Raw genomic sequence first — 12,455 nt, forward strand, 5'->3', positions numbered from 1 at the left:
CCGGCCGCGCAAGACAATCGTCCCTGCCTGCTGCATCCAGCAGGCAGGAACCTGTCGGCCAGGTCACGCCCGCAACGTCTCCTCCAGCTCCCGCGCCGCCGAAGCCGCCTCGTCGCCCGGCAGCGGCAGCCCTTCGGCGTTCGTCACGTAAAAGGCGTCGACCGCGTTGGAACCCAGCGTGCTGACATGCGCACTGCGCATCCGCACCCCCGCGTCCTCCAGCGCCCGCCCGATCCGGAAGAGCAGCCCCGGGGCGTCCTGGGCGCGCACCTCTATCACCGTGGCCAGGCGGGACGCGGCCGGGTGGACCGTCACCCGGGCCGGCGGGGCCACCACGCCCCGGCGGCGGGGATACGCGGCGTCGCGCTCGGCCAGGCGCCCCGCGATGTCCAGGGACCCGTCCAGGGCCCGTACGAGGTCGGCGCGCAGTCGGGCGGCCTGGGGCAGGGAGCCGTACTGGGCGGCGACGCGCCAGTTCAGCAGCAGGACGGAGCCCTCGACGCCGTCGGGCAGGTCCAGGGCGCGCAGTTCGGCGGTGCGGACGGTGAGGCGGTGCATGGCGAGGACGCCGGCGACCGCGGGAAGGACGCCCGACTGGTCGGGGACGGCGATCAGCAGCTCCACGCCCAGCGGCTCGGGGTCCTCCGCGACGGACGGTTCCTGGTCGGCCGGTGGCTCGGTCTGGGCGCGCAGTGCCAGCACCGGCCCGCCCGTGGCGATCGACTCGATCGCGAGCCGCTCCTGCTCGGCGGTGGGCGCGGCGTCCTCGGGCTCGTCCGGCGCGTCCCCGGCGAGGACCGCCGAGGCGCGCTTGACCAGGTCGGCGACGAGTGAGCCGCGCCAGGACGACCAGGCGGCCGGGCCGGTGGCCAGCGCGTCCGCCTCGGTGAGGGCGTGCAGCAGCTCGAGCGTGCTCTGGGTGCCGACGGCCTCGGCGACCGAGCGCACGGTGGCCGGGTCCTCCAGGTCGCGCCGGGTGGCGGTTTCGATGAGCAGCAGGTGGTGTCGTACGAGTGTGGAGAGCACCGTCACGTCCGCGCGGTCGAAGCCGATGCGGGCGGCCACGTCCTTGGCGATGATCTCGCCGGCCACGGAGTGGTCGCCGGGCCAGCCCTTGCCGATGTCGTGCAGCAGCGCGGCGACCAGGAGGAGGTCGGGGCGGCTGACGCGGCGGGTGAACTCGGAGGCGCGGACGGCGGTCTCGATCAGGTGCCGGTCGACGGTCCAGACGTGCACGGCGTTGCGCTGTGGCCGGCAGCGCACCCGCTCCCAGTCGGGCAGGAGGCGGGTGATCAGGCCCTCGGCCTCCAGCGCCTCCCAGACGTCGATGGTGGGCTGGCCGGAGCCGAGCAGGGTCACGAGTTGCTCGCGCGCCTCCGCGGGCCAGGGCGTGGGCAGGGGGCGCACGGTGGCCGCCATGCGCCGTACGGCGTGCAGGGAGAGCGGGAGTCCGGCCTGCGCGGCGGCGGCCGCGGCACGCAGGGGGAGCACGGGGTCGCGTTCGGGGCGCGCGGCGCGGGCGAGTACCACCTCGCCGTCCTGCTCGACGACGCCCTCCGCCAGCGGAGACCTGTCGGCGACCGGCTTCCCGCCGCCCAGCATGGCGCGCAGACGCGGCCGTACGGCGCGCGACCTGAGCACGCGCCCCACTTCGCGCCAGGTGACATCACTGGCGTACGAGATGACCCGCGCCGCCTCGTACACCTGCCGCAGGAGCGTGTCGGCGTCCAGGAGGCCGAGCTCGGCCGCGACCTGGTCCTGCTCCTGGAGCGCGAGCCGGTCGGTCGCGCGGCCCGTCGTCAGGTGCAGGGCGTCACGGACGTCGAGCAGTCGGCGCCGGGCGTCGTCGAGGCCCTCGCGCGGGGCGTCGGCCAGCCAGGAGGCGGCGACGGCGCGCAGGGCGGTGGCGTCGCGCAGGCCACCGCGGGCTTCCTTGAGGTCGGGTTCGAGCAGGTACTGCAGCTCGCCCTGTCGTTCGGCGCGCTCGGCGCACAGCTCCTGGAGCTCGGGGAGCCGTTTCGGTGCCTGGTTGCGCCAGTCGGCGAGGACGGCCGTACGCAGTCCGGCCGTCAGTCCCAGGTCGCCCGCGAGGTGGCGGGCGTCCAGCAGACCCAGCTGCACCTTCAGGTCCTCGCCGGCGGTCTTGCGGGCCTCGGCCGGCGTCCGCACGGAGTGGTCGAGGGCGAGACCGAGGTCCCAGACGGGGTACCAGATGCGGTCGGCCAGCGTGGCGATCGCGTCGGAGTCGCTGCCGTCGTGCAGCAGGAGCAGGTCCAGGTCGCTGCGTGGGGACAGCTCGCCGCGGCCGTAGCCGCCGACGGCGATCAGGGAGACCCCGCGCAGGCCCTCGGCGCCCGCGCCGAACAGCCCGGACAGCCAGTCGTCGGTCAGTTCCGACAGGGCCGTACGGCGCGGCGGCCCGGACTGCGCCCCCTCGGTGAGGAGGCGCAGCCGGGCCGCCGCGTAGCCGCTGGGTCCCGAGTCCTCTGCTTCCTTGCGCACGTCCGTACTCGTCACCCAGCGACTCCTGTTCTGTTCTGCCGTCAGAGCGCGTCCGGGCCGCGCTCGCCGGTCCGTACCCGTACGGCCGTCTCGACCGGGATGGACCAGACCTTGCCGTCACCGATCTTGCCGGTGCGGGCCGCCTTGACGATGACGTCGATCAGCTGCTCGGCGTCGTCGTCCTCGGCCAGCACCTCGATCCGGATCTTGGGAACCAGGTCGACGGTGTACTCGGCACCGCGGTAGACCTCGGTGTGGCCCCGCTGACGACCGTAGCCGCTCGCCTCGGTGACCGTCAGACCGTGGACGCCGAAGGCCTGGAGGGCTTCCTTGATCTCGTCGAGCCGGTGGGGCTTGACGACGGCGGTGATGAGTTTCATGCGTCCACCTTCTTGCTCGCCGTCGCGGCCATGGCCGGAGCGGCGGTTCCGACGACGCCGCCGCCGGCGCCGCTGAAGTCGTATGCGGTCTCGGCGTGCTCGGCCTGGTCGATACCCGCGACCTCTTCATCCTCGGTGACCCGCATGCCGATCGTCTTGTCGATCAGGAAGGCGAGGATCGCGGAGGCGACCAGCGAGTAGGCGAGGACCGCGAAGACACCGGCGCACTGCTTCCAGAACTGCTCCATGCCGCCGCCGTAGAAGAGGCCCTCGACCTTGGACTGTCCCTTGCCGCTGGCGAGGAGGCCGACCAGCAGGGAGCCGACGACACCGCCGACCAGGTGGACGCCGACGACGTCGAGCGAGTCGTCGTAACCGAACTTGTACTTCAGGCCGACAGCCATGGCGCACAGCACACCGGCGACGACGCCGACGATGATCGCGCCGATCGGGGAGACCGCGCCACCCGACGGGGTGATGGCGACCAGACCGGCGACCGCGCCGGAGGCGGCGCCCAGCGTGGTGAACGCGCCGTGGCGGATCTTCTCGTAGGCGAGCCAGGCCAGCATGGCGGCGGCGGTGGCGATCTGCGTGTTGACGAACATCAGCGCGCCGACGCCGTCGTCGTTGCCGAGCCACGAGCCGGCGTTGAAGCCGAACCAGCCGAACCACAGGAGGCCTGCGCCGAGCATGACCAGCGGGAGGCTGTGCGGGCGCATCGGGTCCTTCTTGAAGCCGACGCGCTTGCCGATGACCAGGATCACGCCGAGCGCCGCGGCACCGGCGTTGATGTGGACCGCCGTACCGCCGGCGAAGTCGATCACGCCCATGTCGAAGGCCCAGCCGCCCTCACCCCAGACCCAGTGGGCGACGGGGAAGTAGACGACCGTGGCCCACAGGGCGACGAACAGCGCCCACGCCGTGAACTTCACGCGGTCGGCCAGCGCACCGCTGATCAGGGCCGGGGTGATGATCGCGAACATGAGCTGGAAGACCATGAACGCCAAGATCGGGATGTTGTAGGTGCCCCACAGCTCGGTCAGGCCGATGTCGCTGAGGCCGACCCAGTCGGAGTTCCAGCCGATGATGTGGCCGGAGTCCGTTCCGAAGGCCATGGAGAAGCCGTACAGCACCCACAGGATGGTGACGATCCCCAGGCTGATGAAGCTCATCATCAGCATGTTCAGGGTGCTCTTGACGCGGACCATGCCTCCGTAGAAGAAGGCCAGGCCCGGTGTCATGAGCATCACCAGAGCGGAACAGATAAGCATAAAACCTGTGTTGGCGGACGACAGCTCTACGTCTGCCGCCACCGTGATGGCTGGTGCCATCGGCGTCTCCTCGTCGTTGGTACGGCCCCGTGCGGGCGGAAGCCTGAGCGGATTGAGGGGCGGGCCGGTTATGCGCCATGAGATTGGCGCAGCGCGGTTTCGATGGAAGCCCCTCGTTGTTTCGCCGCCGTGACGAAGGCGCCTTGTGTGTTACGCGTAGATGAACTGGCAGATGTTCGGCTGCGCGATCGTTATCGTGGCGCAACCTACGGGGGTCCGGCCGCGGCCGGCCTTCCGATGACCTGGCACGGGGGAGCCGAGTCGGGCAGTTCGGGAGGGCCGGCCGCGGCCGGGGTTCAAGGGTTTTCGCGGGGTCTCAGACCGCTTCGGCGGTCTCGGGCAACTCGATCGCGAGCTGCTCGGTAAGGTCCACGACCTCCGCGAGATCGCCGAAATCGCGTACGGCCGTGTCGACCGTCTTTCGGATACGAGTGTTGACGCGCTCGGAGCGGACCTTCTTGGCGATCTGCATGGCCTGCCCGGTCAGCACCGTGCTCTGCTCGGGCTCGCGCTGGAGCAGGTGCACGGTGGCCATCCCGATCAGGTTCAGTGCGTACGACCGCTGGTGCTCGGTGTCCTCGGCGAAGAGCTCGACGGCCCGCCGCATCAGGGGCTCGGCGAGGGAGGCGTAGGTGGGGCTGCGGCCGGCGACATAGGCGAGGTCGCGGTAGGAGTGGGAGTTCTCGCCGTACAGCTCGGCCTCGGAGAAGAAGCGGATCCAGTCGGGGTCCGGCTCGTCCCACTCGTCGGCGTCGGCGAAGGTGTCCTCGGCCATCCGGACCGCCCGCTTGCACTTGCCGGGCTGCCCCATGTTGGCGTAGGCGCGGGCCTCCATCGCATACAGCATGGACTGGGTGCGCGGGCTCGCGCAGTCCCGGCTGCCGTACTGCGCGAGGTGGATCAGCTCCAGGGCGTCCTCGGGCCGCCCGAGGTGGATCATCTGGCGGCTCATGCTGGACAGGACGTACGAGCCGAGCGGCTTGTCGCCGGCCTCCTTGGCGGCGTGCAGGGCGAGGACGAAGTACTTCTGCGCGGTGGGCTGCAGCCCGACGTCGTACGACATCCAGCCGGCCAGCTCCGCCAGCTCGGCGGCGACCTTGAACAGCTTGCGGGTGGTGGCCTCGGGCTGGGGTTCCTGGAGGAGGTCGGTCACCTCGTGCAGCTGGCCGACGACCGCCTTGCGGCGCAGACCGCCGCCGCACTGGGCGTCCCACTGCCGGAACATCACGGTCGTCGACTCGAGGAGGTCCAGCTCCGGCTTGGACAAACGGCCGCGGCGGGAGGCGGGGGACGACGGTTCGGGCTCCTGGTACGGCGCCGGGGGCGAGGGCACCAGCCAGCGCTGCATGGGCTCGATGAGGGACGGGCCCGCTGACAGGACCAGCGAGGTCCCGAGGAAGCCGCGCCGCGCCAGCATCAGGTCGCTGCGCGAGAACTCGCTGAGCAGTGCCACCGTCTGCGGACCCGTCCAGGGCAGGTCGACGCCGGTCGCGGAGGGCGACTGACGGGCGGTGCGCAGGCCGAGGTCCTCGATCGAGACGACACAGCCGAACCGCTCGGAGAACAGCTCGGACAGGATCCGGGGGATCGGCTCGCGGGGGTTCTCACCGTCCAGCCAGCGGCGCACGCGCGAGGTGTCGGTGGAGATGTGGTTCGCCCCCAGCTGGCGGGCCCTGCGGTTGACCTGCCGGGCGAGCTCGCCCTTGGACCAGCCGCTGCGCACGAACCACGAGGTGAGCAGCTCGTTCGGGCGCTTGTCAGCGTTCGTAGCGTTCATGGCGTTTGTGGCGTTGATTGCGTTCGTCGCGTTCATCGCGTCTGTCCCGCTGTCGCCGTTGCCGCTCACTGGAACGCCCCCATCCCTGAGACCACTTGTCACTGAGTGCGCCAAGCCTTATCAGAATGCCGGTAAATACGGCCGCCCGTCCGGCGGTTGTCATCCTTCGAGCGCGAAGCCGACTTGCCTCCGGCATACCCACAAGCGCATGTGCCCCCAGGACTCGCGCACTCAAAGTAATCCTACGATCACGCGTCCAGCCATGGCGATCCCGGAAACGCCACCATTCGCCACCCCTTCGGATGAACTCACCGTTGCCTCCTCGCGATTCACTTGACAGAGGACTATCGGGAGTAGGCGCAGCGACGCACTCAGGGGCGCACGCGGCCGAGCGCACAACCCGTGACGCTTCCGGGCGCTGCCTTAACTCGGAAGTGGTATCGGAAAAGGCAACAGAGAGTCACTGTTCGCGTTCGTCGCGTAACCACTGGCAGCCCGGACACGTTGGAGGGGGTATGGGCTTCACGATCGGCGGCATTCGGGAGATCCGCTCCGGCTCGCGCAGGCGCGGCCGCTCGTCGGAGTGCACCGCGGTCGCCGAGTTCACCGGACTCTGGGGCTGGGACGTCGCACCCGGCGCGCGCACCGCGGCCGGCGCCTGCTCGTGCGGCCGCGCCGACTGTGCCGCCCCCGGCGCGCATCCGCTCGACTTCGCGCCCCACGTGCCGGCCGGCGCCACGCTCGACGAGGTGACCCGGGCGTGGTCCGAGTTCCCCGGCGCGTCGATGATGCTGCCGGTCGGCCGGGCGTTCGACGTGATCGAGGTGGCCGAGCCCGCCGGGCGCCGCGCCCTGATCCGGCTGGAGCGCATGGGCCTCCCTCTCGGCCCGGTGACCGCCACTCCGGAGGGCCGCGCCCACTTCTTCGTCGCCCCCGGCGCCGCCGCCGAACTCCCCGAACTGCTCTACCGCATGGGCTGGGACGACCCGACCTCCCTCGACCTGCGCGGCCTGGGCCCCGGTACGTACATCACGGCGCCGCCCTCCGACCGGGGCGGGCTGGGTCCGGTGCGGTGGCTGCGCTCCCCCGCCTTGGACACGGCGACCAAGCCGCCGGCGGCCAGGTTGTTGCTGGGGACGCTGGCTTATGTGGCGCATCGGTCGCGGGCATAGCCGTACATAGCGAAGCGCCCGCATCCCCACTGCACCTTGGGGGCGGGCGCTTCTTCGACCACATACCAATTTCGGTAGGTGGCCGTGTCACTCTCCGATAAGGGCGTCAACGAACGCCTCCGGCTCGAACGGCGCCAGGTCGTCCGCACCCTCGCCGAGACCCACCAGCTTGACCGGCACACCCAGCTCACGCTGCACCGCGACGACGATGCCGCCCTTCGCCGTGCCGTCCAGCTTGGTGAGCACGATGCCGGTGATGTCGACGACCTCGGCGAAGACACGGGCCTGGACCAGACCGTTCTGTCCCGTCGTCGCATCCAGCACGAGCAGCACCTCGTCCAGCGGTGCGTGCTTCTCGACGACCCGCTTGACCTTGCCGAGTTCGTCCATGAGGCCGGTCTTGGTGTGCAGACGGCCGGCGGTGTCGATGAGCACGACGTCGGCGCCCATCTCCTTGCCCTCCTTCACCGCGTCGAAGGCGACGGAGGCGGGGTCGCCGGCTTCCGGACCGCGCACGGTGTAGGCGCCGACCCGCTCGCCCCAGGTCTGCAGCTGGTCGGCGGCGGCGGCACGGAAGGTGTCGGCGGCGCCCAGGACCACGCTGCGGCCGTCGGCCACGAGGACGCGGGCCAGCTTTCCGGTGGTGGTGGTCTTGCCGGTGCCGTTGACGCCGACGACCATCACGATGCCGGGCTTGCTGGTCTCGGGCTCGGTCTTGACCGTGCGGTCGAAGTCGGTGCCGACCAGCTTGAGCAGCTCCTCGCGCAGCAGGCCGCGCAGCTCGGCGGGGGTGCGGGTGCCGAGCACCTTCACGTGCTCGCGCAGGCTCTCGACCAGTTCCTGGGTGGGCTGCACGCCGACGTCGGCGGTGAGGAGGATGTCCTCGATCTCCTCCCAGGTGTCGTCGTCGAGGTGCTCGCGCGACAGCAGGGTGAGCAAACCCTTGCCGAGGGCGTTCTGCGAGCGGGAGAGCCGGGCACGGAGGCGGACGAGCCGCCCGGCCGTGGGCTCGGGGACCTCGATCTCGGGGACTTCGATGGATGGCGGCTCCTCGACGGCGACGGGAGCCGAGCCGTCCGGAAGGTCCACCTCCTCTATCGTCCGGCGCGGTTCTTCGCGCGGCGTCTCGGCCTCGTCGCCGATGTGCGGCTCGGCCGGAGGGGCGGTGATGTCGGGCGCGGCGGGGGGCGGCGGGGGCAGCGGCTTCCGGCGCCGGCTGCCGACGACGAGCCCACCGAGCGCGCCGAGCACGACCAAGGCGATGACTACAGCAAGGATGAGGATTTCCATAACTCGTCCAGTATCAGCCATGGACCTCACCCCGACACAGTTTGTGTGTTCCTCCAAAAGAGCATGGGTCGATTCCGGATGCCGGTGGCTATGGCTGTCTGACGCTATAGCCGTCTGACGCACCGTCAGCTACGGTCCTCTCTCGCGCCCACCGTGTGAAGGGGGATTCCCCATGCCCGTCACAGTCGTACGTTTCAACCTCGTCGAGCCCGGCGCCACCCCGGCCTCGCTCAGCGGGCGCTACCAGGCCGCCCTGGAGATGGCCGCGTACGCCGACGACCGCGGGATCACCACCGTGCAGACCGAGGAGCACCACGGCGTCGCCAACAACTGGCTGCCGTCGCCGTTCGCCTTCGCGGGTGCCGTCTTCGGGGCCACCCGGCGTATCGCGGTCACGGTCTCGGCGGTCATCGGCCCGCTGCACGACCCGCTGCGGCTGGCCGAGGACATCGCCGTACTGGACCTGCTCAGCGGCGGCCGGCTGGTCACGGTCGCCGGGATCGGGTACCGGCCCGAGGAGTACGCGCAGTTCGACGTGGAGTGGAAGCGACGCGGGAAGATCCAGGACGAGGTTCTGGAGACGGTCCTCAAGGCCTGGACCGGCGAGGAGTTCATCTACCGGGGCCGTACCGTACGGGTCACTCCGCGCCCGTACACCGACCCGCACCCCCTCCTCCTCGTCGGCGGCTCCTCGAAGGCCGCCGCCCGCCGGGCCGCCCGGCTCGGGCTGCCGTTCTTCCCCAGCGCGCATCTGCCGGAGCTGGAGGCGTACTACAAGGAGCGGCTCGTCGAGTACGGCACCGAGGGCTGGACCATGATGCCCGCCGCCGAGACACCGCTGCTGCACATCGCCGAGGACCCGGACGAGGCGTGGGCCCGGTACGGCGGGCACTTCCTGCACGAGGCTCGGACGTACGCCTCCTGGCAGTCCGGGGACATCCGGTCGGCGGTGAAGTCGGCGGCCACGACGGTGGCGGAGCTGCGCGCGGAGGGCGTGTACCGGATTCTGACGCCGGAGGCGTGCGTGGCGCTGGGGTTCGACAACTACGTACTGCATCCGTTGTCGGGCGGGATGCCGGTGGAGGAGGGGTGGCGGAGTCTGCGCCTGTTCTGCGAGCGGGTGCTGCCCGGGCTCGGTGGTTGATCCCCTCGGTGGTTGATCCCCTCGATGTTTGATCCGATCGGTGGTTGATCCCCTCGGTGGTTGATCCTCTCGCTCGTCGATCGTCTCGGTAGTTGATCCTTCGCGTACGACGCCGCCGCCCCGGTTCGGCGGTGGCCGAGCCGGGGCGGCGGCGGGGGTACGAGGAGAGGGGCAGCGGGGACTTGGTCCTTCTCCCGGGTTCGCGAAGGGTCAGCCCATCTCCTCCAGCGCCTTGCCCTTCGTCTCCTTGACGTACTTGAGGACGAACGGGATCGAGAGCGCGGCGAAGACCGTGTAGATCACGTAGGTGAAGGAGAGGTTCCAGTCGGCCAGCGACGGGAAGCTGGCGGTGATGGCCCAGTTGGCGATCCACTGCGCGGCGGCGGCCACGCCCAGGGCGGCGGCGCGGATCTTGTTCGGGAACATCTCGCCGAGGAAGACCCAGACGACCACACCCCAGGACAGGGCGAAGAAGAGGACGAACACATGGGCGGCGATCAGGGCGATCCAGCCCTGCGTGGCCGGCAGCTTGCCGTCGACCAGGTTGTACGAGAACGCCCAGGCCTCCAGCGCGAGGCCGATCACCATGCCGACGGAGCCGATGAGGGCGAGCGGCTTACGGCCGATGCGGTCGACGAAGATCATGGCGATCACGGTGCCGACGATGTTGATGATCGACGTCGTGAACGAGTAGAAGAACGAGTCCGTCGGGTCGACGCCGACCGACTGCCACAGCGTCGAGGAGTAGTAGAACGCGACGTTGATGCCGACGAACTGCTGGAAGACCGACAGGCCGATGCCGATCCAGACGATCGGCTTGAAGAAGAAGCTGCCGCCCAGCAGGTCCTTGAAGGTCGACTTGTGCTCGCTCTTCATGGCGAGCTCGATCTCGGCGACGCGGGCGTCCAGGTCGATGTCCTTGCCCTCGACCTCGGTGAGGATCTCACGGGCGCGCTCGTGCTTGCCGACGGAGATCAGGAAGCGCGGGGACTCGGGGATGGCGAAGGAGAGCAGGCCGTACAGGACGGCCGGGACGACCATGACGCCGAGCATGACCTGCCAGGCCTCCAGGCCCATCAGTTTGCCGCGCTGGTCGCCGCCGGCGGCGTTCAGCAGACCCCAGTTGACCAGCTGCGACACGGCGATGCCGACGACGATCGCGGCCTGCTGGAAGGAGCCGAGGCGGCCGCGGTAGGCGGGCGGGGCGACCTCGGCGATGTAGGCGGGGCCGATCACGGAGGCCATGCCGATGGCGAAGCCGCCGACGATCCGCCAGAAGGCGAGGTCGTACAGCGAGAAGGGGAGCGCCGAGCCGACGGCGCTGACCGTGAAGAGGACCGCGGCGATCTGCATGCACCGGATGCGGCCGATGCGGTCGGCTATGCGGCCGGCGGTCGCCGCGCCGATGGCACAGCCGATCAGGGCGATGGCGATGACCTGCGCCAGGGCTGCCGACCCGATGTCGTAGCGGCCGCGGATGGCCTCGACGGCTCCGTTGATCACGGAGCTGTCGTAGCCGAAGAGGAAACCGCCCATCGCGGCCGCCGCCGCGATGAAGATGACGTGCCCGAGATGATCGGGGTGAGCCGTCCTGGCTCCTGACTTGGGTGCCTGCGTACTGCTGGTCACATGTGCTCCTCGGGCCACCCCTCCAGGTAGGTGCTACCTGAAGGTAAATACGACGTTGCCGAGGCTATGCCTTCATGTTTCGAAGTCAACAGGGAGGCGGGTGTGAGTTTTGAGACACCAAAAGGCACGCCCGAAACGCGCATGCGTTCACTTCTTGAAGGGAATCAGCGAAGCCGCTGGCTGATGACCTTCGAGACGCCATCGCCCTGCATGGACACGCCGTACAACGCGTCGGCGACCTCCATCGTCCGCTTCTGGTGCGTGATCACGATCAGCTGGGAGGCCTCCTGCAGCTCCTGCATGATGCGGATCAGCCGCTGGAGGTTGGTGTCGTCGAGCGCCGCCTCGACCTCGTCCATGACGTAGAACGGGCTGGGCCGCGCCTTGAAGATCGACACCAGCAGCGCCACGGCGGTCAGCGAGCGCTCGCCGCCCGACAGCAGGGACAGCCGCTTGACCTTCTTGCCCGGCGGACGCGCCTCGACATCGACACCCGTGGTGAGCATGTTGTCGGGATCGGTCAGGATCAGGCGCCCGTCACCGCCCGGGAACAGCCGGCTGAAGACGCCCTCGAACTCCCGGGCCGTGTCCCGGTAGGCCTCGGTGAAGACCTGCTCGACGCGCTCGTCGACCTCCTTGACGACCTGGAGGAGGTCGGCCCGGGTCTTCTTGAGGTCCTCCAGTTGCTCGCTGAGGAACTGGTGGCGTTCCTCCAGCGCGGCGAACTCCTCCAGCGCCAGCGGGTTGACCTTGCCGAGCTGCTGGTAGGCCCGCTCGGCCGCCTTGAGCCGCTTCTCCTGCTCGGCCCGGTGGAACTGCTTCGGCTGGTTGCGCGGGTGCTCGGGGTCCTCCGGCAGTTCCTCGCCCTCGGCGGGGGGCGAGGGCGGCACCAGCTGGTGCGGGCCGTACTCGGCCACGAGCCCCGCCGGTTCGACACCGAGTTCCTCCAGCGCCTTGGTCTCCAGCTGCTCGATCCGCAGCCGTTTCTCGGCGCCGAGTACCTCGCCCCGGTGGACCGAATCCGTCAACTTGTCGAGCTCTGCCTTGAGATCGCGCCCCGCGCCCCGGGCGACGGTCAGCTCCTGCTCGCGCCGTGCCTTGGCGGCCTCGGCGGCGGACCGTTCCTCCTGCGCCCGGCCGAGGGAAACCTCGACGTGCGCGAGCAGCTGCCGCGCCCCGGAGGCGACGGCCTCCGCGACGGCCGCCTCGTGCCGCAGCCGGGCCCGACGC

9 protein-coding genes are annotated in these 12,455 nt (G+C 70.2%); 2 read left to right on the forward strand and 7 right to left on the reverse strand.

Going from position 1 to position 12,455, the window contains the following annotated elements; all coding sequences use genetic code 11:
- Positions 1–63: 63 nt before the first annotated feature.
- From CLM62_RS00670 to CLM62_RS00685, 4 genes are all read right to left on the reverse strand, one after another.
- Positions 64–2,517 carry a [protein-PII] uridylyltransferase gene (locus tag CLM62_RS00670; protein ID WP_095747911.1) on the reverse strand — a complete coding sequence of 818 codons (2,454 nt, stop codon included), beginning with the start codon at positions 2,515–2,517 and terminating at the stop codon, positions 64–66.
- Between the two features lie 26 nt (positions 2,518–2,543).
- Positions 2,544–2,882 carry a P-II family nitrogen regulator gene (locus CLM62_RS00675; protein WP_009308760.1) on the reverse strand — a complete coding sequence of 113 codons (339 nt, stop codon included), beginning with the start codon at positions 2,880–2,882 and terminating at the stop codon, positions 2,544–2,546.
- Positions 2,879–4,213 carry an ammonium transporter gene (locus CLM62_RS00680; protein WP_095747912.1) on the reverse strand — a complete coding sequence of 445 codons (1,335 nt, stop codon included), beginning with the start codon at positions 4,211–4,213 and terminating at the stop codon, positions 2,879–2,881. Before CLM62_RS00680 ends, CLM62_RS00675 begins: the two co-directional genes overlap by 4 nt.
- A 316-nt stretch (positions 4,214–4,529) precedes the next feature.
- Complete coding sequence (locus CLM62_RS00685; RefSeq protein WP_373559095.1) at positions 4,530–6,059, reverse strand: hypothetical protein; 1,530 nt, start codon at positions 6,057–6,059, stop codon at positions 4,530–4,532.
- 446 nt (positions 6,060–6,505) lie between these two features.
- Between CLM62_RS00685 and CLM62_RS00690 the strand changes: the two genes are divergently transcribed.
- Positions 6,506–7,162 carry a bifunctional DNA primase/polymerase gene (locus tag CLM62_RS00690; RefSeq protein ID WP_095747913.1) on the forward strand — a complete coding sequence of 219 codons (657 nt, stop codon included), beginning with the start codon at positions 6,506–6,508 and terminating at the stop codon, positions 7,160–7,162.
- Positions 7,163–7,249: 87 nt separating this feature from the next.
- On the opposite strand, the gene ftsY is transcribed toward CLM62_RS00690, so the two are convergent.
- Complete coding sequence (ftsY, locus tag CLM62_RS00695) at positions 7,250–8,452, reverse strand: signal recognition particle-docking protein FtsY (RefSeq protein ID WP_095747914.1); 1,203 nt, start codon at positions 8,450–8,452, stop codon at positions 7,250–7,252.
- Between the two features lie 172 nt (positions 8,453–8,624).
- Between ftsY and CLM62_RS00700 the strand changes: the two genes are divergently transcribed.
- Positions 8,625–9,596 (forward strand): LLM class flavin-dependent oxidoreductase, encoded by a 972-nt coding sequence (locus CLM62_RS00700; protein WP_095747915.1) that lies wholly within the window; start codon positions 8,625–8,627, stop codon positions 9,594–9,596.
- Positions 9,597–9,806: 210 nt separating this feature from the next.
- On the opposite strand, the gene CLM62_RS00705 is transcribed toward CLM62_RS00700, so the two are convergent.
- Positions 9,807–11,225 carry a sugar porter family MFS transporter gene (locus tag CLM62_RS00705; protein ID WP_095747916.1) on the reverse strand — a complete coding sequence of 473 codons (1,419 nt, stop codon included), beginning with the start codon at positions 11,223–11,225 and terminating at the stop codon, positions 9,807–9,809.
- A gap of 164 nt (positions 11,226–11,389) precedes the next feature.
- A partial coding sequence (locus CLM62_RS00710; protein ID WP_179381882.1) for an AAA family ATPase occupies positions 11,390–12,455 on the reverse strand: 1,066 nt, incomplete at its 5' end.

This window comes from Streptomyces sp. SA15 (assembly GCF_002291145.1).
GTDB lineage: Bacteria > Actinomycetota > Actinomycetes > Streptomycetales > Streptomycetaceae > Streptomyces.

Excerpts from the sequence above, each read along its gene's own strand:
- CLM62_RS00680 (WP_095747912.1), bottom strand. The coding sequence starts at position 4,213 with ATGGCACCAGCCATCACGGTGGCGGCAGACGTAGAGCTGTCGTCCGCC.
- ftsY (WP_095747914.1), bottom strand. The coding sequence starts at position 8,452 with ATGGAAATCCTCATCCTTGCTGTAGTCATCGCCTTGGTCGTGCTCGGC.
- CLM62_RS00690 (WP_095747913.1), top strand. The coding sequence starts at position 6,506 with ATGGGCTTCACGATCGGCGGCATTCGGGAGATCCGCTCCGGCTCGCGC.
- CLM62_RS00675 (WP_009308760.1), bottom strand. The coding sequence starts at position 2,882 with ATGAAACTCATCACCGCCGTCGTCAAGCCCCACCGGCTCGACGAGATC.
- CLM62_RS00700 (WP_095747915.1), top strand. The coding sequence starts at position 8,625 with ATGCCCGTCACAGTCGTACGTTTCAACCTCGTCGAGCCCGGCGCCACC.